A 21,771-nucleotide genomic window follows, 5' to 3' on the forward strand; every position below is an offset into this window, starting at 1 on the left:
TATATTCACAGAGCCAATGCGGCAAGCAGGGTTTGCCGTTGATGCGGCATTTCTCCCTTTAATGGTGTTTTTTTAACGTTTGAATGAGAAATGGCAGCAGAGACGCGTTTTGACACACTTTGCTGCAAAGCTTAACAAACCTTTACCCCGAGATGACAATTTATCGCCAGTAATATGGCATGCTCATGAGGACTTTTGAGATGTATTGCGCAATTTATCGTAGCAAAAAGAAAGAAGGCACCTATCTTTATCTTGCAGAGAAAGATAAATTTGATGATGTGCCTGAGGCATTAATGAATAGCTTTGGGCAACCCGAATTTGCCATGATGATCAACTTAGACAAGCGCGATAAACTGGCTGCTGTTGACATCAATAAGGTTAAACAAAGCCTGCAAAGTGATGGTTTTTTTGTGCAATTGCCCCCGCCACCTGATGCGGCATTGCAGGCCATTCGTAATAAAAACGAAAAACTGTAAAAGGAAGACTATGCGCAAAGGTATGATTTCAGCTTCTATCGCGGCGGCACTTTTGGTGAGCCCTGTGATGGCCAAGCCCGGATTCGAGCAGTATGTGACCACCTTAAAAGCCGAGGCACGAGAGGCGGGCATCAGTGATGCGTTACTTGAGCGTGCGTTTAAGGACGTTGAATACCACGAGCGTGCGGTCAGCTCCGATCGAAATCAACCTGAGCGACGCCTTACGCTGGATGAATATATTCCGCGTGCTGTGCCTGATTGGAAAGTCGCCCAAGCGAAAAAACTGTATCGTGAACATTACGACACGTTGAAAACCATCGGTGAGCAGTACCAAGTTCAGCCGCGTTTTATTGTGGCTTTATGGGGCGTAGAAAGTAATTTTGGCAAACTTCAGGGCAGTTATAATGTGATTGAAGCTTTATCAACATTAGCCTTTGATGGTCGTCGAGAGGCCTTTTTTCGTAAAGAGACCATGGCTGCACTGAAGATATTACAGCAAGGGCACATTGCGCCAGAAGCGATGAAAGGCTCTTGGGCAGGGGCAATGGGCCAATGCCAGTTTATGCCAAGCTCGTTTATTAATTACGCGGTCGATGGCAATCAAGATGGTAAGAAAGACATTTGGCAAACAGAAGCCGATGTTTTTGCGTCTGCTGCGAATTACTTAAAAAAAGCCGGGTGGGATGATACTTATACATGGGGGCGGCAAGTACAGCTACCTGCAGGAATAGATCGTACTTTGCTTGGCACCGACAGTGATAAAGCACACTCATTGAGTGCCTGGCAGACGCGTGGTGTGCGCCGTTTGAATGGTCAGGCGCTACCCGCCGTCGATATCAATGCGTGGTTGATTCAGCCTGATGATGGTAAAGGCAGGGCTTATCTTGTTTATAATAATTATCAGAGTTTATTGAAATGGAATCGCTCGCACTACTTTGCGTTAGCGGTGAGCCATTTGGCAGACAGAATTAAATTTGGTTAAGGGATAAAAAAAAGAGGCTGAGCGCCTCTTTTTTTATGCGGGAATATGGACTTAGGCTTCTTGGCCTGGGATGAGGAAATCTTCCTGCTTAGCCGCACCGCTCTCAATCGCTTCGCGAATCACTTTCGGCATACGACCTTGGCCTGTCCAGGTTTTTTGTGAGCCATCTTCGCCCGTATATTGATATTTTGCTGGACGAGTCGCGCGTTTACCCGATGCTTTGCTCTTGGAAGCACCACCTAACAATGCCACGATTTCTTCTGGGTCAATACCGTCGGCTTCTAACATAGCACGGTATTTTTCTAACTTCTCTAAGCGCTCTTTTTCTTGCGCTTCAGCTTGGCGATCGATTTCTTTGCGCTCTTCAACAACCGTTTGTAATTTTTCTAAGGCTTCGTTCAGTTGCTCAGTAGACATCTCTTTTGCAACTGCGCGTAAGCTACGCAAATTGAGTAAGGCTTTCATTGCATCAGACATTATTGGTTCCTATTTGATTTATATGTTAATTGAAAGAATGATAGCAGTATAATTGAAATATACAATATGACCTATATTAATACGCCATATTGTTCATTAATTGCAAGTTAACCGCAAATTTGACTTTAATTCTATTGTCTTTTTTGAAACAGATGTCTAAAAAAATAGAAGATAAGACGCATTTTATTGGCATCGAGTAAGGTGGGGGTTAATCGACGTTTTTTCAACCATAAATAGTTGCGATAGTAAACACGTTGTGTAGAATGCACCACGCTTAACGTAGAGGTGCGTTGTTTATAAGTCGTGCGCAAGAGGGTGATACCGATGAGAGCGCATAAAAGGAAACAACGCCGAAGCCAATCAGGTCATCACACCGATTGAGCTGGGGCTGTTACCGAATAGGGGCAGCACTGCCATAGTACTTGGAAATACACTATGGAGCGCTACTGTATGTAGGAGGCAAGCTGTTTGCCGTGTGATACCACACCTTACCGTCTTCATTTCTGCAGTAGATCTCCAACCACCTGGTTGACACTGAGATCATGAACTTAACAGATTTTTCTTCATCCGCTTTATCACTGCTTCCCCCTTTATTGGCGCTAGGCCTCGCGATTGCCACACGACGGGTTTTATTGTCGTTGGGCATGGGAATCGTACTGGGTACTGTATTACTGACCGATTTTTCTTTCCTCTCTTCTGGACAGTACTTACTTGAGGTGATCACTGGGCTATTTATTGCTGATGGAGGCTTAAATAGCTGGAATTTAAGTATTCTCGCGTTTCTTATTTTACTCGGTATGATCACTGCGCTCCTGTCTCTTTCTGGAGGGACACGCGCGTTCGCCAATTGGGCGCAAAGCCGGATCAAGAGTAAACGTGGGGCGAAACTGCTCGCCGCTTTTCTCGGCGTATTTATATTTGTCGATGATTATTTCAACAGCTTAGCGGTGGGCGCCGTTTCTCGCCCCGTGACAGATAGATTTCACGTCTCTCGAGCGAAACTGGCTTACATCCTTGACTCCACGGCAGCCCCTATGTGTGTGATCACGCCAGCATCAAGCTGGGGAGCCTATATCATTACCGTGATTGGCTCGATTTTAGTGGCGCATGGTGTGACGGATTACACGGCTCTAGGGGCATTTGTCACCATGATCCCGATGAACTTTTACGCCATTTTTGCCTTGCTCTTAGTGTTTGCGGTGGTTTGGTTTCAACTGGATATTGGCCCGATGCGTCAGTTTGAATATCAGGCGAAAAAAGGCAGTCGATTGGGCGATGAAAGTGAAAACTGCGCTGATATCTGCGATGACTTAGGGATTGAAGAAAGTGATAAAGGCAGCGTGGCTGATTTGGTCGCCCCCATTATTATGCTAGTCGTGGCGACGGTGGGAGCGATGCTATATACCGGCGGGCAGGCCTTGGCCGCTGATGCACAATCCTTTTCTCTCCTCGGCGCGTTTGAAAATACCGATGTCGGCATGTCATTGCTGTGGGGTGGACTGGCGGGTTTAGCTGTGTCCTTAGTGATGACAGGTAAACAAGGTATTGCGGTATCAGATATTGCGAAAACCCTTTGGGTGGGCGCAAAGTCTATGTTTGGCGCGATCCTCATTCTGTTATTTGCTTGGTCAATTGGCCATATTATTGGTGACCTACAAACAGGCAAATATTTGTCGTCTTTAGTTGAGGGGAACTTACCGGCGCAACTCTTGCCTGTGGTGCTCTTCTTGTTGGCGGCAGTGATGGCCTTTGCAACAGGGACGTCGTGGGGGACGTTCGGTATTATGCTTCCTATCGCAGGCGATCTTGCCGCGGCGACAGAGATTGCTCTGATGCTACCTATGCTCTCAGCAGTATTGGCGGGGGCGGTATTTGGCGATCATTGTTCACCAATTTCTGATACCACTATCTTGTCTTCAACAGGGGCACGATGTGGACATATTGACCACGTCGCCACCCAGCTCCCTTATGCTATTGGCGGGGCGCTTGTCTCAACCGTAGGCTTCATGGTGTTAGGCTTTACCGCGTCACTTCTTTGGTCTTTGATGGCGACCGTGTTTGCGTTCGTTGCACTATGTGCTGGGTTAATGTGGCTTAAAAAGCGACCGTGTAAATTGGTCGGTTAATTATCTAGCCTCGCTTCGGCGGGGCTTTTCTTTTTCTGCTAGTGCGGTAGCATGCCTGTTTATTTAATCCAGCTCGCCCAAAACGGGCATTACGTGTAGAGACAGTTATGGCTCAGTTATACTTTTATTATTCGGCAATGAACGCGGGTAAGTCGACCACCTTGTTACAATCGGCCTTTAACTACCAAGAACGCGGTATGCAGCCTCTACTATTTACCGCCGCGATTGATAACCGCTATGGGGTCGGAAAAATTAGTTCTAGAATTGGCTTAGAAGCTGATGCCCACCTGTATGACAATCAGACGTCGCTATTCGAGCACGTTGCGACTATCTTGGCGCAAGAGAAAGTTGACTGTTTATTGATTGATGAGAGCCAATTTTTGACCAAACAGCAAGTCCTTGAGCTCACCGATGTGGTGGATAAGCTGCGGATCCCAGTATTGTGTTATGGATTAAGAACGGATTTTCGTGGTGAGCTGTTTGAAGGGTCGCAGTACTTGTTGGCGTGGGCTGATAAGCTCGTTGAACTGAAAACCGTTTGCCATTGTGGACGTAAAGCGAGTCGAGTTATTCGCCAAGATAGCGAGGGTAATGCCATTGCGGATGGTGATCAGGTGGTGATTGGGGGCAATGAACGTTATGTTTCTGTGTGTCGCCGCCACTACAAACAGATGCTTGGGTTACTCTAGACGGCATTGAGTTCGGTCAAACACAACAAAGGCGAGCGGTAAGCTCGCCTTTTCCATTTGGCCGACCGGATTCAGCGCTATTTAGCCGCTTCTTGATCGACTGGCACAATTTCACTGGCATGGTAGCCTTTTGGTCCTTCCTGAACCTCGTAGTTGACGGTTTGTCCCGCCTTTAATGTCTTATATCCGTCCATCTGGATGGTAGAATAGTGGGCAAACACATCGCCTTCTCCTTCTACCGGACAAATAAAGCCAAATCCTTTTGCATTGTTAAACCATTTTACTGTACCAGTTTCCATGCGACACATCCTTCTTGCATCAAACTTTGCATACCTGCGATAAACGCGTTCATTCCACCTCATCAATCCCGGCAGCGCGGCACTGTTGCCATCACTGATATGATTGAATAGAAGTGACATGGTTAGTTTACCTACCACATGTTTCACTTTAGTAGATACTTTTAGGCAGTCAAGTGTGGGGTATAACTTATAACAGTAATGTAATATCGAATCGAAAAAGTGTGAGGAAGTGGCAATTATTCATTCAACAACAGACATCTCAATTGCATAGTTTTTTAGATTTTACCCTGGATGTTTTCGCTATAAACCCGTGTGATTACAGTGATAGATGCGCTATTACAGGGCTGAACTATTACTTTTTATTCTAATAACTTGCTCTTTAGCCCTTAAGTGTTTGGATTGGCATGATCGCTACTGGCATTACGTAAGGAGTCTACCTGCTTAAAAATGATCATGGAGTGAATATTGTGAATCGAGATAGGCGTGTGCCTATTTCTCACCCGTCGCGCTTGATGCGATCCACCCACACGTTATTTGCTAGCCGGATTGCCTTGTTTTTTATGCATTTTGATGCAGTGAGCGATGACACGTTCGTGTCGCGCGCAGTGAACGAAATGCTGCGTCAGACACTATTACATAATGCAGTGCTTAACAATTGCTCAGGCAAACGGTGTTCGCAATGAAAAGGTTGCTGGAATACAATCTGTGGCTTAACTTTAAGTATAGGTGGACGGGAATCGTGGATGGCAGTAGTGCCCCGCCACATCACTTACCGAGACACCCTAACAATGCATTGAATGAGTTATGAGTAATTGGAACCAGTGGGGTTTGCCTGACGCAGAGGCCGAATCGTCAGAAAAAACCAAGTTGCAACCGCCATCAATGTACAAGGTGGTGCTAAATAATGATGACTATACTCCGATGGAGTTTGTTATCGATGTGCTCCAGACGTTTTTTGCCATGGATGTGGACAAAGCGACGCAAGTCATGCTGACGGTGCACTATGAAGGAAAAGCGGTCTGTGGCGTATTTACCGCCGAGGTCGCTGAAACGAAAGTGGCACAGGTAATGATGTATGCCAAAGAGCATGGCCATCCGCTACTGTGCACGATGGAGAAAGCTTAGCCGGCTCCATCACGCTTTAGCGCGGTTTTTGAGGGAGGTGCCTTTATGCTTAACAAAGAACTTGAAGCCAGTTTGAATGGCGCGTTTGCACGTGCGCGTGAAAAACGCCACGAATTCATGACGGTGGAGCACCTGCTTCTCGCGTTGATCGAAAATGCGGCCGCGCACGATGCGCTGGTCGCGTGCCGTGCAGATTTGGAGGCGCTGCGCAAAGAACTTGATGCGTTTATCGAACAAACCACGCCGCTGATCCCTGCGGACGATGAGTCGCGGGAAACGCAGCCAACGCTAAGCTTCCAGCGAGTACTCCAGCGGGCTGTTTTTCATGTGCAGTCATCCGGTCGTAGCGAAGTAAGCGGTGCGAACGTGTTGGTGGCCATCTTTAGCGAACAAGAGTCCCACGCCGCTTACCTGCTTAAAAAGAACGACGTGAGTCGCCTTGACGTGGTCAACTATATCTCCCATGGCACCACGAAAGATGAAGGCGACGATCTGCCAAGCAGTGACATGGGCGCCGATGAGGCCGGTGCGGAGCCGGGTGAAGACCGGTTGGAGAACTTCGCGACTAACCTTAATCAGCTCGCGCGTGTTGGCGGTATTGATCCGCTAATCGGTCGTGATAAGGAACTTGAGCGCACCATCCAGGTCCTGTGTCGCCGTCGTAAGAATAACCCCCTGTTGGTTGGCGAAGCCGGGGTCGGTAAGACGGCAATTGCAGAAGGGCTCGCATGGCGCATTGTCGAAGGGCAAGTGCCAGATGTAATCAAAGATTGCGTGATTTATTCGCTCGACATTGGGTCTCTATTAGCCGGGACCAAATACCGTGGTGACTTTGAGAAGCGCTTTAAATCGATCTTGAAGCAACTCGAAAAAGAAGATCATGCGGTGCTCTTTATCGACGAGATCCACACTATCATTGGCGCAGGTGCTGCCAGTGGTGGCCAGGTAGATGCCGCAAACTTAATTAAACCGCTATTGAGTAGCGGAAAGTTACGCTGTATCGGCTCGACGACCTACCAAGAGTATGGCTCTATCTTCGAAAAAGAGCGGGCACTGGCGCGCCGTTTCCAGAAAATCGACGTGATTGAGCCCTCTATTGATGACACCACTAAAATCTTGATGGGGCTGAAACCCAAATACGAAGCCCACCACGAAGTGCGTTATACAAATAAGGCCATTCGTGCTGCTGTGGAGCTGTCGGCGAAATACATTAATGAGCGTCATTTGCCAGACAAAGCGATCGATGTGATCGATGAGGCGGGGGCGCGGTGTCGTATGGCGCCAGCAAGCAAACGCAAGAAGACGGTCAATGTCCCTGATGTTGAGAGTATGATTGCGAAAATGGCGCGTATTCCTGAGAAGTCGATTTCTTCGTCAGATAAAGACGTGCTGCAGTCGCTGGATGACAAGCTGAAAATGTTGGTGTTTGGCCAAGATACCGCCATCACCGCGTTGTCTGAAGCGATCAAGTTAAGCCGCGCAGGACTGGGCGATGAGAATAAACCGGTCGGCTCTTTCTTGTTTGCCGGGCCTACCGGGGTCGGTAAAACCGAGGTCACGGTACAATTGGCCCGCGCGATGGGCATTGAGTTGCAGCGCTTTGACATGTCGGAGTACATGGAACGTCACACAGTGAGCCGCTTGATTGGTGCTCCCCCAGGCTATGTGGGATACGATCAGGGCGGGTTGCTGACCGATGCGGTGATCAAGCACCCATACAGTGTAGTGCTGCTTGATGAAATTGAGAAAGCACACCCAGACGTGTTCAACCTGTTGTTACAGGTGATGGATAATGGCACTTTGACGGACAACAACGGACGCAAAGCCGATTTCCGCAATGTTATCTTGGTGATGACGACCAATGCTGGCGTGGCCGAGACGGTGCGTAAGTCGATTGGCCTGATTCAGCAAGACCACAGTCATGATGCAATGTCCGAAATTAAGAAGGTGTTCTCGCCAGAGTTCCGTAACCGTTTGGACAACATCATCTGGTTTAATCACTTGGATGAGCAAGTTATCTTGCAAGTGGTGGATAAGTTCATTGTCGAGCTACAAGCTCAACTGGACGCCAAGGGCGTGTCGCTTGAGGTGACGTCAGAGGCTAAGCGCTGGCTAGCGGAAGAAGGCTATGACAAGGCAATGGGAGCACGGCCGATGGGGCGCGTTATCCAAGATAACTTGAAAAAGCCACTGGCTAATGAGCTGCTGTTTGGCTGTCTGGTCAATGGAGGGACGGTTCGTGTGGTATTGAAAGATAACCGGTTGGACTTCCAATTCAGTGATCAAATGGAACCTGCTTAATCATCTTGAGACGAAAAAGCAAAACCCGGCATCGCTGCCGGGTTTTTTGATCGCGTTCGGAGGATTAACGCGAACGGAAAACGATGCGACCTTTGGACAAATCGTAAGGGGTCATTTCAACAGTGACTTTGTCGCCGGTCAGGATGCGGATGTAGTGCTTACGCATCTTGCCTGAAATGTGGGCAGTCACCACGTGACCGTTTTCTAGTTCTACGCGGAACATAGTATTAGGCAACGTATCGAGTACGGTGCCTTGCATTTCAATTACGTCTTCTTTTGCCATTGAATCCTCTTAGGCCTCTTCTGGTAGCCAATTTTTTGACCGACAGATAATGCCTCTATTCTGAAAGTCTGTAAAGTTCGGGTGCGAATTTTACCCTGTTGGGGCGCTCCTTGCTAGAAAAAATAGCCACTATTGTGGAATAAGCGGCCAGGAAAACGCCCGCCACTGCTGGTTGATAAAGCGTTGATGTGGATAATAGTCCGCCTTATAACGCATCGCTGGACAGGTGTCGATTTGATAGCCCAAGTAGAGCCAGGGTAAATGGAGTGAATTTGCCAGTTGTAGCTGTGCCTGAATACTGACGCGTCCAAGAGAGAAGCGGTGCTCTGGTTCGAAAAAGGTATAAAGCGCACTTAACCCGTCGGCGACGACATCAGTCACGGCGATGGCAACCAGAGTGAGTTGGTTATGATCGCGTTGATACAAATGGATAAAGCGCGGGGATAACCAGTCACTACCGATAAAGTCGAGAAAATCTTGGCGCTTGGCAGGGTACATATTGCCATCAGCATGGCGAGTGGCGATGTACCGTTGAAAGAGCGCAAACCAGTTCTCATCAAGCTCATCACTCACTTTAATCTCTAGGCGATTAAGCTGGCTGCGATGACGCTTTTGGCTTTTTGAGGGTTGATATTTGGCCACATCAATCCGAAGCGCTTGGCAGGCCTGGCATTGTGGGCAGTGCGGCCGGTAAATAAGGTTACCACTGCGACGAAAGCCAGCGGCTAACAGTGCAGCATATCGCTCGGGCGTGTGGTAATCCGCCGACATCACCACGGCCAGTTGCTCTTGCTGGTGAGACAAGTATTGGCAAGGTGCTGTAGGCGTGACGCCTACCTGGATCCCCACACTCATTATGGTCTCCAATCTGCTATCTGCTGCGGTTGGCAGCCCTGGATAATGGGGTCATCGCGATGAGCGTGCAGCGCGGCGATAAACGCGTCGCGTGTCCAGGGTTTGGTGCCCAAAGAGGCTAAATGTGGGGTCATCATCTGACAGTCAATATAGTGCCCCCCTCGTTGCGCGAAGAATTGGCTAAATTGCCAAAGGGCAAACTTTGACGCATTGGACGTGTGGGAAAACATGGATTCACCACAGAACACACGGCCTACAGAGACACCGTAAAGCCCGCCGACAAGGTGTGTTCCGTCCCACACTTCCACACTGTGGGCATCGCCTTGCTGATGAAGCTGGCAGTAAGCGGCTTGCATCTCATCGGTAATCCAGGTCTGTTCAGGTCCACGAACAGTCGCGCAGGTAGCGATCACCGTCTCGAATGCGCGATTGAACGTGATGGTATACGCAGACTTTTTGGCGGCTTTACGCAAACTGCGACTGGCGTGAAAATCAGAGGGCTGAAGGATGGCGCGTTCACTCGGCGACCACCACAATAAAGGGTCATCTTCGCCAAACCAAGGGAAAATACCACTGCGATAAGCCGACATTAGCCGCGCAGGTGATAGATCTCCCCCAATGGCGAGCAAGCCATCGGGGTGAGAGAGCGCCTCATTCACGGGCGGAAAGCCGACATCATTTTGCGCTAAAGGGGGTAAAAAGAGGGTCATCGTACACTCTCTTATTACAAGCGGTTCATGAGTTGTGCATAGCGACCGTTACGTGCCAGCAAGTCTTGGTGCGTGCCTTGCTCAATAATGCGGCCTGCATCCATTAAACACACTGTGTCCATATGCGCCAAGCCAACCAATCGATGGGTAATGATCACCACGGTTTTATCCTGACAATGGTCTTGCAGTAAGGATAGGATCTCTGCTTCGGTTTGCACATCCAGTCCTTCCGTTGGCTCATCAAGCAACATAATCGGCGCGGGGTGCAAGAGGCCACGAGCAATCCCCAAACGGCGGCGCTCACCCCCAGAGAGTTGTCGTCCGCCGTCGCCCAACCATGCGTCTAGCCCTTGGCCTTCGAGCAGCCCGGTTAAGCCGACGCGGTGCAGGGCAGAGGCGAGATCATCGTCTGATGTATCTGGGCAAGCGAGGGTAAGGTTGTCGCGCAGTGTGCCATTGAACAAATCAACGCTTTGTGTCACCACAGACATGGCGTCACGCAGCGCGGTTTCTTGCCATTGCATTAGAGGCACCCCATCAAGGGTGATTTGACCTTGGGTGGGATCCCACGCGCGGGTGAGCAAGCTCAATAAGGTTGACTTACCACATCCCGTCCTTCCTAGAAGTGCCAGTGTGTGTCCCGGTGTCACGTGGAGCGAGATATTTGAAACCGCGTCTTGTGCCGCGCCTGGGTATTGGTAACTGACGTTATCAAAGCAAATATCGCCGACGGCAGGGCCAGTATGTCCGTGGGAAGGGAAGGGGACACTGGGTGCTCGCTCGGTGATCGCATTCAGTCGTTTGGCAGCGGTAAGCGTTTTACCCAGATATTGGAACGCGGCGGTAATAGGCATCATCAGCTCAAAGCTGGCCATGGTTGTAAAGGCGACCATCGCGATCAGTGGGCCTGGCATACGCTCACCGACACCATCTGCTGCGAGCCAAATCATCATCACCAATGTTAGCCCTGTGGCCGCGACGAGCACGGCATTGGCCAATCCGGTAATACGCGCCATATTGGCTTGTGCGTGAAGCATCGCTTGCTCGCTGTCATCGATGCGGGCGCGATAACGGTCACGTGCGCCAAATAAAGCCAGCTCGGCGTGGCCTTGTAACCAATCGAGCAGTGCTATGCGTGTGGCTGCGTTTTGCTCCAATTGAGCACGGCCTTGATCGTTACCCAAGCGATAAAAAAGGATGGGCAGCCCAATCAGTAACGCGAGCAAGGTCAGTCCAAGCGCCATGCCAAGCCTTGGGTCAAACCACCCCAGGAAGAAACTCACCGCCAGGATACCGACGATACCGACCAGCATCGGGCTGACTAGGCGCAGATAAACGTGATCCATGGCATCGACATCGGCGACCATGCGATTAAGCAAATCGCCATCACGCATATTCAGCCCTTGATCAGGGACTAACGGGGCGAGTTTGCGAAAAAATGACACGCGCAAATCTGCCAATAGTTTGAAGGTGGCATTGTGGCTAACCACACGTTCGGCCCAACGACCAAAGGTACGGCCAATAGAGAAGCCACGCACACCCGCCGCAGGGAGCATGTAATTAAAGGTAGCGATACTCGCTAGGCCTGCAACAGCCGCAGCGGCAATAAACCAGCCGGAGAGGGTGAGTAGGCCAATAGCAGCAAATAGTGTGGCAAACGCCAGTACCATGCCTAAACTCAAACCAAACCAGTGGCGCTTATAAAGGCGAAGATAGGGCAGTAGTTCACGCATCGAGGTTTCTCCTATCGGCGGAAGCCAGCATCTCTGCCAGCGGGCCCGAGTCAGCCAGACTGTGATATGGGCCTTGTTGCACGAGTTTCCCATCCATCATTACCCAGACTTGGTCACTTTTGGCGAGTGAGTCCAAACGGTGCGATACCTGTATACAGGTTTTATCTTGTGTTGCTGCACTCAAGGTTTCCAGCACGCGATTTTCGCTATGTGCGTCTAGGCTTGCAGTCGGTTCATCCAGTACCCAGAGGGCGCCATCTTGTAATAACGCTCGCGCGACGGCAATGCGCTGTGCTTGACCCACCGATAACCCCCCATTTCGGTCACCGACAGAGTGGGCTAAGCCGTCGGTCAATCGCATCACAAATTCATCCACGTACGCTTGCGTCATCACCTGATTAATCATATCTGGCGTTGCCTCAGGGTTGGCCAGAGCAATATTGTCTCGGATACTGCCGTGGAAAAGTTGCGGATTCTGCCCGACCCAACTGATCGATTGGCGCCAGTGGCTGATGGAGAGATCACGGCGTTCGCAGCCATTAATGGTGAGGCTACCACGGTAGGGCAGAAAACCAAGCAGGGCGTTAAGGAGGCTGGATTTGCCTGCGCCACTGACGCCAATGAGCGCAATCTGCTCGCCTGGCTGAACGGAAAAACGCATGGGCCCAGCCAATACGTGGCCGTCGGGACTGAGTACCTCCAGGTCGTGCGCGATAATAGCGACGGTGGATAAATCAGGCGTGGCCTCACCTTGAGTGCCGGTATCTGGCTGAGCGTCCAGGAATTCAACGATCGACTCAGCCGCACCAATCGCTTGCGCCTTGGCGTGATAAAAGGTGCCGAGATCGCGCAACGGCTGATAAAACTCGGGGGCGAGCACTAAAACAAATAAACCGGTAAACAGTGAAATGGAGGCGCCATAGTGACCAAAGTCGAGCTCACCAATAAAGCTAAAGCCGAAATAGACGGCGACAACGGCGATGGAAATAGCGGTGAAAAATTCCAGCACGGCCGATGATAAAAAGGCGAGGCGCAGCACTTCCATGGTGCGTTGACGAAACGTGTGTGACGCGAGATGAAGCTGCTCGGCCTCCGCTTCGACGCGGTTAAACAGCTTGAGTGTGGGCAGTCCACGTAATCGGTCGTAGAAGTAACCGGATAAACGTTGCAGTGCCTTAAAGTTTTTTCGGTTGGCATCAGCGGCTTTAATGCCAACCAAGGCCATAAAAAAGGGGACCAACGGTGCGGTCACTAAAAAGATCAATCCTGAGGCCCAGTTGATTGGGAAAACGGCGACTAAGATCACCAACGGGATCAGGACGGCGATGGCCATTTGCGGTAAATAACGGGCAAAAAAGTCTTGTAACTCTTCCACTTGCTCTAAAATCAGGCTCGCCCAACTGCCTGCTGGGCGCCCTTGGATACTCACCGGCCCCAACGCCTCGAGACGATTCAGGATTAAATGACGAATATGTTGGCGAATCGCTTCACCACAGCGGTAACCCGTTTGCTCTTTCGCCCAACTGCATAGCGCACGCACTATCACGACAACAGCCAGGGCAAAAAAGCTTGGGAGTAGGGCAAATTTATCCGTTTGTTCAATAATCAACTGGTGCAGCAGGTGGGCAAGAAGTGCTGCTTGGGCAATCAAAAGCACACCGGAGAGGAGTGCAATACTAATCGTCGCAACTAACCAGGGTTTGGCTAACGTGCTCTGCGACTTGAGCCATTGGGTTAGCGCCCGCTGTTTAGATTTATCCATATCGTCTTATTGTTTTATGAGAGCCTACAAATAGGCTGGGCAGGCCACCGAACGGCAGCCTGCATGAGAGCGTGGGCTTACTGATTATTTGCCAGAGCGTCGAGATAGCGCTCGGCATCTAATGCGGCCATACAACCGGTGCCTGCAGAGGTGATCGCTTGACGGTAAACATGATCCATCACATCACCAGCAGCAAAGACACCTTCAACGCTGGTTTGAGTGGCGTTGCCATTAAGGCCCGACTCAACCTTGATGTAGCCATTTTCCATCTCTAATTGACCCGCAAAAATATCGGTATTGGGTTTATGGCCGATAGCAACAAACACACCCATCACATCCAGTGTTTCGGTTTCATCACTTTGGGTGTCTTTCAAGCGTGCTTGGGTCACGCCCATTTCATCGCCTAAAACTTCATCCAACACGCGATTAGTATGAAGGACAATATTGCCGTTGTTGACTTTATCCATCATGCGGTCAACGAGGATTTTCTCGGCTCGGAAGGTCTCGCGACGGTGAACAACATGCACTTCTGAGGCAATATTCGACAAGTACAAGGCCTCTTCGACCGCCGTGTTACCACCACCGATCACCGCGACTTTCTGGTTGCGATAGAAAAAGCCATCACAGGTCGCACAGGCTGAGACGCCCCGCCCTTTAAATGCCTCTTCAGATGGAAGGCCAAGATATTGCGCAGAGGCACCGGTAGAAATAACCAACGCATCACAGGTGAACTCACCGTTATCACCTTTTAAGCGGAACGGGCGTGAGGATAAGTCCACGTCATTGATGTGATCAAAGATAATCTCAGTCTCGAATTTTTCCGCATGGGCTTTCATGCGATCCATCAATGCCGGTCCTGTCAGTCCCTCAGGATCGCCAGGCCAGTTTTCAACGTCGGTGGTGGTGGTCAGCTGGCCACCTTGTTGCATTCCGGTCACCATCACAGGGTTTAAGTTAGCGCGCGCGGCGTAAACAGCGGCCGTATAGCCAGCCGGGCCTGAACCCAGGATCAATAGGTTCGCATGCTTAATGTTACTCATTCACGTCTCCGAGCAGGAAAGAGGTTCGTTTTTGAATGGACTGATTGTAGGTAAATTAGAAAGGTAAAGAAAGGGCACCGTGATGGTGCCCTCGATTTCTATGATTGGCGTGGCCGATTAATGTGCCGACTTCAGTGCGTCCATTGCGTCGACATAAGGTAAATCAAAGCCTTCTGCGACTTCTTTGATGGTCACTTGACCGCCAATGACATTCAGACCATTACGTAGATGCGCATCTTCGACCAAGGCATCACGATAGCCTTTATTCGCTAGCTTAACGATATAAGGCAGTGTGGCGTTGTTCAGAGCGACAGTAGAAGTACGTGCTACCGCGCCAGGCATATTGGCGACACAGTAGTGAACGACATCATCCACGATATAGGTGGGATCTGCATGGGTTGTTGCATGTGATGTTGCGAAACAGCCACCTTGGTCGATAGCGACGTCCACCACGGCGGCGCCTGGCTTCATACGCTTAATGTGATCTTCGTTAACCAGCTTGGGGGCAGCAGCACCTGGGATCAGCACGGCACCGACAACCAGATCGGCGTTCAATACGTGTTGTTCAAGGGTTTCTTCTGTGGAGTAGACCACTTTGGCACGCCCTTGGAACTCTTCATCAAGGCGACGTAAGGTATCGACATTTTTGTCGAGAATTGTGACGTCAGCACGCAGACCAACGGCCATACGAGCGGCGTTCGAGCCGACAACACCACCGCCTAGTACCACGATTTTCGCCGGCTCGACTCCAGGTACACCGCTGAGCAGCATGCCCGAACCGCCGTGTGATTTTTCTAGCGCTTGTGCACCTGCTTGAATAGACATGCGGCCGGCGACCTCAGACATGGGTGCAAGGAGTGGCAATCGACCTTTAGAATCTGTTACCGTTTCGTAGGCAATACAGATGGCTTTACTTTTAATTAAGTCTTCTGTTTGCGGAAAATCTGGTGCAAGATGCAAATAGGTGAACAAAATCTGTCCTTCGCGGAGCATCGCACGCTCAACGGCTTGTGGCTCTTTCACTTTGACGATCATCTCTGCTTTGGCAAAGACGTCAGCAGCAGTAGGAAGGATAGACGCGCCGGCGGCTTTATAGTCGTCGTCAGAGAAACCAATACCGTTACCTGCGTTGGTCTCAATGTAAACAGAGTGGCCGTGAGAAATAAGCTCGCGAACACTCGCTGGCACCATACCAACACGGTACTCATGGTTTTTGATTTCTTTTGGAACGCCAATGATCATGCTGTCACCTCTTGTTTATTCAGTGTTATCGGCTGGCTTGTTATTGATATTGTCAATTTTCAGGCTAGTATAAAGGCAACAAACCAGCATTTGATGCTAAAGATCATTTAGATGTTATTTAATTTGGTATATCTTTTTGCAAGGAAGTAACAAGGTGGAATAAAAAATGGTAGATACCAAAAAAAAGCCCTCCAAGGAATTGGACCGCATTGACCGCAACATCCTGAACGAGCTCCAAAAGGATGGGCGAGTCTCTAACGTTGAGTTATCAAAACGTGTTGGTCTTTCTCCTACCCCCTGTCTAGAACGTGTACGACGTCTTGAGCGTCAAGGTTATATCCTTGGCTATACGGCACTGCTTAACCCCCAGTATTTGGATGCATCACTGTTGGTGTTTGTCGAAATCACACTCAACCGCGGCGCGCCTGATGTGTTCGAGCAATTTAACAAAGCGGTGCAAACGCTTGAGGACATTCAAGAGTGCTCGTTGGTGTCAGGGGATTTTGACTACCTGCTTAAAACACGAGTAGCGGATATGTCGGCTTATCGCAAGTTATTGGGTGAAACTTTGCTGCGTTTGCCCGGCGTGAATGACACCCGTACGTATGTGGTGATGGAAGAGGTTAAACAGAGCAATCATCTGGTTATCCATACCCGTTAGCCAGGTGATGAAAAGGGGTGCGATGCACCACCTATCGAGACTGAAGCCGAGCGTCATGCTCGGCTTATTTTTTGTGCGGATAGCATAAGATTGTGTGATATCTCGGTAAAGATTTGGCGTAAACATGCATCATGCCTGCCCTCACGGCATGAATGTGATAAAGTCAGGGCAACATGAGCAAGCCTCAAAGTAGGATGAGGAATGCGGTTCAAGAACGGTATTAAACAGGTGATGATGGAGTTTTCTTTACGTCGGGAGCCCAAAGCGGCTCGTGCTAAAGCGCGTTTAGATGGCGTTCAGCGATTAAAAGAGTGTGGGTTTATTCTGGTACTCGCGGCAGCCGTGTTCACCATGGTGGCCCTATTGTCTTTTAATCCGGCCGACCCATCCTGGTCGCAAACTGCCTGGCATGGTGATGTGCACAATGCGGCGGGTGCCATGGGCGCATGGCTCGCCGACAGTCTCTTCTTTTCGTTTGGCATCTTGGCGTATCCGCTGCCTCCAGCGGCGATCCTCGGAGGGTGGGTGTTCTTGCGTCGCCGCAGCGACGATGAACCGATTAATTATACCATTATCGGTGCGCGCATATTAGGACTGTTCATCCTGTTTTTAACTAGCTGCTCGTTGGCCGATTTGAATTTTGACGACTTTTGGCATTTTTCCTCTGGTGGCGTGATGGGGGATGTCACCAACAGTTTGGCGCTGCCGCTATTTAACGTATTAGGCACGACCTTGGTGATGCTGTTTGGTTGGGCGGCCGGCTTTACCCTTTTTACCGGTATTTCTTGGTTAACCATTGTTGACCATCTTGGCGCGATGACGCTCAACGGTGTGACGTGGGCGGTGAATCGGATTCGTGGTGACGCGCCGACCGAGTTAGGTGTGCCAGACACCGAGACACAGAGTACCGCAGCCAATGCATCTGAACCCATGGAGCTCAGTGATTTACGTCGCCTGACGCCGTCAGCGCCGGATAAGGCGGAGCGTACCACCAATGATGAGCACACACAGAACCAGGCTGCGTCGCCTATTATTTTTGGTGGACAAGCGCGTTCGGAAACCGATGTACCAGCGACCGATTATTCATCCGCAGACGATGCGGCATCCGTGGCCCATGAGAGCGATCAACCTAGTGAACCGACGCTAGGGCAGTGGGATATCGCGATCGAGCACGAAGTGCCATCTTTCTCGTCATCGGATGTTGAGGTAGAGGAAACAGAGGCGATCAGCGCATCAGCGGAGCAAATGAGTGACCACTCGCAAGCGGATGAAGCGCCTTCAGCCTCATCGTCTCGCCACGCCGACACAACCTATGGCAATCAAGATGGACTGTCCGAGCTTGAGCGTGCAGCACAAGCGAGTAGTGGCGCGGATGAGGATGACGATCCCTTCCAAGAAACCATTCGCCAAGCGCAAAAGGCTCAACAGCAGGCGGCGGGGCTCGACCATCCTTTCCTGGTAAAAGATGAGCCGGATTTACCCACGCCGACAGAGCCTTTCCCGACCCTCGATCTACTCGATCCCGCTCGCCATACTGCAGAGCAGGCGACGCGTGAAGAGCTTGAGAAGATTGCCCGCTTGGTTGAAGCACGGTTAGAAGATTTTAAAGTCCAGGCGCGAGTGGTTGGCGTGTACCCAGGCCCAGTGATCACCCGTTTTGAGCTTGACTTGGCCCCTGGGGTGAAAGTCTCGCGCATTTCTGGCCTATCCAAAGACTTGGCGCGTGCTTTGTCGACCACGGCAGTGCGTGTGGTCGAAGTGATCCCAGGGAAGCCCTACATTGGCCTTGAACTGCCCAATGAGCACCGGGAGACGGTGTTTATGTCCGAAGTGATTGGAAGCGAACGTTTTAAGAATAGCCACTCGCCTATTTCGGTGGTGCTGGGGAATGATATCGCGGGTGAAGCGATTATCACTGATTTGGGGAAGGCACCACATATGCTGGTGGCCGGTACCACAGGCTCGGGTAAGTCGGTGGGCGTGAACGTCATGCTGGTGAGCATGTTGTATAAAGCCTCACCCGAAGACGTGCGCTTTATCATGATTGACCCTAAAATGCTCGAACTATCGGTATACGAGGGGATCCCACACCTGTTAACAGAGGTCGTGACCGACATGAAAGACGCTGGCAATGCCCTGCGTTGGTGTGTTGGTGAGATGGAGCGTCGTTACAAGCTGATGTCGGCGCTTGGGGTGCGAAATCTAAAAGGCTTTAACGAAAAAGTGAAGGCGGCTGAAGCCGCCAACAACCCCATCCCCGATCCGCTCTGGAAACCGGGTGATTCGATGGACGAATCGGCGCCTAAACTCGAGAAATTACCGTATATCGTGGTGGTCGTGGATGAGTTTTCCGATTTGATGATGGTCGTGGGCAAAAAAGTGGAAGAACTGATTGCGCGACTAGCACAAAAAGCGCGGGCAGCGGGGATTCACCTTGTGCTTGCCACTCAGCGTCCGTCCGTTGATGTGATTACAGGCTTAATCAAAGCCAACATTCCAACGCGGATGGCGTTTACGGTGTCTACTAAGACAGATTCACGCACTATCCTCGACCAAGGCGGCGCAGAGTCGTTACTGGGGATGGGTGATATGCTCTTTATGCCCAATGGCTCCAACCACCCCATCCGTGTACATGGCGCTTTTGTCAGTGATGAAGAGGTTCACCGTGTGGTGAATAACTGGAAAGCACGTGGTAAGCCACAGTATCTAGACGAAATAACCAAAGGGGATCAAGGCTCTGATAGCTTGTTGCCGGGTGAAGCACCCTCAGGCGGAGATGGGGAAGAGTTGGACCAGCTTTTCGACCAAGTGGTTGAATTTGTCACCGAGAGCCGCCGAGGCTCTGTCTCTGGTGTGCAGCGCCGGTTTAAAATTGGCTACAACCGTGCGGCGCGTATTGTGGAACAACTGGAAGCACATGGTGTCGTAAGCTCACCAGGCCATAATGGTAATCGCGAAGTCATCGCGCCACCGCCACCCAAAGATTGATCGAATGGAAGGTTTCATGACTCGATTCTCTGCTATCCGCCACCTAATGGTGGTGCTGTCTCTACTTTTTGCATTGTCGGTGCAGGCGAAAACGCAGGCACAACAACACCTGATGGATCGCTTGAGTCAGGTTGACGCCTTTAGTGCGCAATTTTCCCAAACAGTGCAAAGCCCAGAAGGAGAGGTGATTCATCAAGCAAAAGGGCGGTTGGCGATTCAGCGGCCAAACTTGTTTAACTGGACCACGACCTCACCCGATGAAACCATCATGATTTCCGATGGCGAGACGCTCTGGTACTACAGCCCATTTGTTGAGCAAGTGACGGCGATGTGGTTGGAGGATGCTACGGCACAAACGCCGTTTGTCCTACTGACACGCAATCAGCCAAGTGATTGGCAGGCTTATCAAATCACCCAAGAGGCTGACACCTTTACCTTAACGCCAAAAACCACAGGCACGATTGGCGAATTTGAAGTCACCGTGAAGCCGGATGGTACCTTGACCGGCTTTACCGTGGTTGAGCAAGATGGGCAACAAAGCCAGTTCACGCTGAGCCAATTTAGCCGACAAGCACCGGCGTCGGACGTGTTTTCGTTTACGCCACCCGACTCAGTGATGATCGACGATCAGCGCCAACCAAGATAATTGCCTCGGAGGTGACTGTGTCGACCTTACCGCTTGACTTTGCAGACGATTTTCGCCCACTGGCCGCACGTATGCGGCCACTCACGCTTGACCAGTACATCGGTCAGCGTCATCTTCTCGCCGAGGGTAAACCGCTTCGCCGGGCGATTGAGTCTGGCTCCCTCCATTCGATGATTTTCTGGGGGCCTCCGGGGACCGGTAAAACCACGCTCGCCGATATTGCCGCGCGCCAAGCCAACGCAGAGCTGGAACAAATCTCGGCTGTGACCTCTGGCGTCAAGGAGATCCGAGAGGCGATTGGACGCGCAGAGCAAAACAAGCAAGCTGGTATTCGTACCGTTCTGTTTGTGGATGAAGTGCACCGCTTTAATAAAAGTCAGCAGGATGCGTTTTTGCCCCATGTGGAAGCGGGAACGGTCACGTTTATTGGTGCCACTACGGAAAACCCCTCGTTTGAGCTTAATAACGCGTTGCTATCGCGTGCCCGTGTGTATCGTTTAACCAGCCTTGACGAGAGCGATTTGGAAGCGGTGATTGATCAAGCACTTGCCGACTCACAACGTGGGCTCGGTGAGCAGTCCCTGGTCTTTGATGATGGCGTTAAAAGGGCGTTAACGGCAGCGTGCAGTGGTGATGCACGTATGGCGTTAAACCTACTGGAAATGTTGGCAGACATGGCCGATGGTCAAATCACGATGCCGATGCTTAAAGACGTGGCCGGTGAAAAAGTGGCACAGTTCGATAAGCAGGGGGATGCGTGGTATGACTTGATCTCTGCATTTCACAAATCAGTGCGTGGTTCATGTCCCGATGCCGCGCTGTATTGGTATGCACGCATTGTGAGCGCGGGAGGTGATCCGCTTTACGTGGCAAGACGTTTGTTAGCGATAGCCTCTGAGGATGTCGGTAATGCCGATCCGCGCGCGATGCAGGTGGCACTGAACGCATGGGATTGCTTTACCCGCGTCGGGCCTTCGGAGGGTGAGCGCGCCATTGCACAAGCCGCGGTGTATTTGGCCAGCGCCCCGAAAAGCAACGCGGTGTATACCGCGTGGAAACAAGCCTTGCGTGACGCGAAAGACACCGCCAACGCGCCCGTTCCCATGCACCTTCGTAATGCGCCAACAGCATTGATGGAGCAAATGGGACACGGTGATGGCTACCGCTATGCCCACGATGAACCCAATGCGTATGCGGCGGGCGAGCGCTATCTGCCCCCAGAGCTTGGCGAGGCGCGTTACTATCAGCCCGTCAATCGTGGGCTAGAAATTAAAATCGCCGAAAAGCTCGCCTTTCTCGCTGAGCAAGATGCAAAAAGCCCGCAAAAGCGCTAGGCAAATTTACCCTTTTTGGGTAAGGTTTAACTTCGTCAATTT

General features: G+C 50.8%; 19 protein-coding genes and 1 riboswitch. Of the genes, 10 read left to right on the forward strand and 9 right to left on the reverse strand.

The genetic code is table 11. The features are described from left to right. Positions 1 to 200: 200 nt before the first annotated feature. Together EHW56_RS07090 and EHW56_RS07095 are read left to right on the forward strand one after the other, a co-directional pair. On the forward strand, positions 201 to 476 hold the full coding sequence (locus EHW56_RS07090) for a YcgL domain-containing protein (protein WP_069361431.1): 276 nt from the start codon (positions 201 to 203) through the stop codon (positions 474 to 476). A gap of 10 nt (positions 477 to 486) precedes the next feature. Next, on the forward strand, positions 487 to 1,458 hold the full coding sequence (locus EHW56_RS07095) for a lytic transglycosylase domain-containing protein (RefSeq protein ID WP_046073532.1): 972 nt from the start codon (positions 487 to 489) through the stop codon (positions 1,456 to 1,458). A 51-nt stretch (positions 1,459 to 1,509) separates the two neighbouring features. On the opposite strand, the gene EHW56_RS07100 is transcribed toward EHW56_RS07095, so the two are convergent. Further along, a complete protein-coding gene (locus EHW56_RS07100; protein ID WP_046073531.1) occupies positions 1,510 to 1,935 on the reverse strand; it encodes an H-NS family nucleoid-associated regulatory protein in 426 nt (141 codons plus the stop codon). Between the two features lie 272 nt (positions 1,936 to 2,207). After that, a riboswitch (Lysine riboswitch) is annotated at positions 2,208 to 2,389 on the forward strand. Between the two features lie 88 nt (positions 2,390 to 2,477). On the opposite strand from EHW56_RS07100, the gene EHW56_RS07105 reads away from it, so the two are divergent. Continuing rightward, entirely contained in the window at positions 2,478 to 4,061 is a 1,584-nt protein-coding gene (locus tag EHW56_RS07105) for a Na+/H+ antiporter NhaC family protein (protein ID WP_152794798.1), read from the forward strand. Between the two features lie 107 nt (positions 4,062 to 4,168). Then, positions 4,169 to 4,750, forward strand: coding sequence for a thymidine kinase (locus tag EHW56_RS07110; RefSeq protein WP_046073529.1), 582 nt, complete (start codon positions 4,169 to 4,171; stop codon positions 4,748 to 4,750). A gap of 77 nt (positions 4,751 to 4,827) precedes the next feature. On the opposite strand, the gene cspD is transcribed toward EHW56_RS07110, so the two are convergent. Next, positions 4,828 to 5,049, reverse strand: coding sequence for a cold shock domain-containing protein CspD (cspD, locus tag EHW56_RS07115; RefSeq protein ID WP_046073528.1), 222 nt, complete (start codon positions 5,047 to 5,049; stop codon positions 4,828 to 4,830). An 804-nt stretch (positions 5,050 to 5,853) separates the two neighbouring features. On the opposite strand from cspD, the gene clpS reads away from it, so the two are divergent. Beyond that, positions 5,854 to 6,174 (forward strand): ATP-dependent Clp protease adapter ClpS, encoded by a 321-nt coding sequence (clpS, locus tag EHW56_RS07120; protein WP_046073527.1) that lies wholly within the window; start codon positions 5,854 to 5,856, stop codon positions 6,172 to 6,174. Positions 6,175 to 6,219: 45 nt separating this feature from the next. Continuing rightward, positions 6,220 to 8,475, forward strand: coding sequence for an ATP-dependent Clp protease ATP-binding subunit ClpA (clpA, locus tag EHW56_RS07125; RefSeq protein WP_077579213.1), 2,256 nt, complete (start codon positions 6,220 to 6,222; stop codon positions 8,473 to 8,475). Between the two features lie 64 nt (positions 8,476 to 8,539). Here the strand turns inward: clpA and infA are convergent, their stop codons facing one another. The 7 genes from infA to ald all read right to left on the reverse strand — a co-directional run bounded on the left by infA (position 8,540) and on the right by ald (position 16,100). Further along, the gene (gene infA / locus EHW56_RS07130; protein ID WP_021022425.1) at positions 8,540 to 8,758 is read right to left on the reverse strand and encodes a translation initiation factor IF-1; all 219 of its coding nucleotides are present in this window, start codon (positions 8,756 to 8,758) and stop codon (positions 8,540 to 8,542) included. Between the two features lie 129 nt (positions 8,759 to 8,887). Then, a complete protein-coding gene (locus EHW56_RS07135) occupies positions 8,888 to 9,613 on the reverse strand; it encodes an arginyltransferase (protein WP_152794801.1) in 726 nt (241 codons plus the stop codon). After that, complete coding sequence (gene aat / locus EHW56_RS07140; RefSeq protein ID WP_152794802.1) at positions 9,613 to 10,323, reverse strand: leucyl/phenylalanyl-tRNA--protein transferase; 711 nt, start codon at positions 10,321 to 10,323, stop codon at positions 9,613 to 9,615. Before aat ends, EHW56_RS07135 begins: the two co-directional genes overlap by 1 nt. 14 nt (positions 10,324 to 10,337) lie before the next feature. After that, on the reverse strand, positions 10,338 to 12,056 hold the full coding sequence (gene cydC, locus EHW56_RS07145; RefSeq protein ID WP_152794804.1) for a cysteine/glutathione ABC transporter ATP-binding protein/permease CydC: 1,719 nt from the start codon (positions 12,054 to 12,056) through the stop codon (positions 10,338 to 10,340). Then, entirely contained in the window at positions 12,049 to 13,818 is a 1,770-nt protein-coding gene (cydD, locus tag EHW56_RS07150; RefSeq protein ID WP_152794806.1) for a cysteine/glutathione ABC transporter permease/ATP-binding protein CydD, read from the reverse strand. The genes cydC and cydD overlap by 8 nt, the downstream gene beginning before the upstream one ends. A gap of 77 nt (positions 13,819 to 13,895) precedes the next feature. Continuing rightward, positions 13,896 to 14,858, reverse strand: a complete 963-nt coding sequence (gene trxB / locus EHW56_RS07155; RefSeq protein WP_077579218.1) for a thioredoxin-disulfide reductase — start codon at positions 14,856 to 14,858, stop codon at positions 13,896 to 13,898. 117 nt (positions 14,859 to 14,975) lie between these two features. Beyond that, entirely contained in the window at positions 14,976 to 16,100 is a 1,125-nt protein-coding gene (gene ald, locus EHW56_RS07160; RefSeq protein WP_046073520.1) for an alanine dehydrogenase, read from the reverse strand. 166 nt (positions 16,101 to 16,266) lie between these two features. Between ald and lrp the strand changes: the two genes are divergently transcribed. The 4 genes from lrp (at position 16,267) to EHW56_RS07180 (ending at position 21,729) form a co-directional block, all read left to right on the forward strand. Next, positions 16,267 to 16,761, forward strand: coding sequence for a leucine-responsive transcriptional regulator Lrp (gene lrp / locus EHW56_RS07165; RefSeq protein ID WP_046073519.1), 495 nt, complete (start codon positions 16,267 to 16,269; stop codon positions 16,759 to 16,761). Positions 16,762 to 16,995: 234 nt separating this feature from the next. Next, positions 16,996 to 19,749 carry a DNA translocase FtsK gene (locus EHW56_RS07170; RefSeq protein WP_152794887.1) on the forward strand — a complete coding sequence of 918 codons (2,754 nt, stop codon included), beginning with the start codon at positions 16,996 to 16,998 and terminating at the stop codon, positions 19,747 to 19,749. A 16-nt stretch (positions 19,750 to 19,765) separates the two neighbouring features. After that, positions 19,766 to 20,395, forward strand: coding sequence for an outer membrane lipoprotein chaperone LolA (lolA, locus tag EHW56_RS07175; protein ID WP_369795671.1), 630 nt, complete (start codon positions 19,766 to 19,768; stop codon positions 20,393 to 20,395). Positions 20,396 to 20,412: 17 nt separating this feature from the next. Continuing rightward, on the forward strand, positions 20,413 to 21,729 hold the full coding sequence (locus EHW56_RS07180; RefSeq protein WP_046073518.1) for a replication-associated recombination protein A: 1,317 nt from the start codon (positions 20,413 to 20,415) through the stop codon (positions 21,727 to 21,729). The last annotated feature ends 42 nt before the right edge of the window (positions 21,730 to 21,771 follow it).

The organism is Salinivibrio sp. VGrn1 (genome assembly GCF_009377995.1).
Taxonomy (GTDB): Bacteria; Pseudomonadota; Gammaproteobacteria; order Enterobacterales; family Vibrionaceae; genus Salinivibrio; species Salinivibrio siamensis.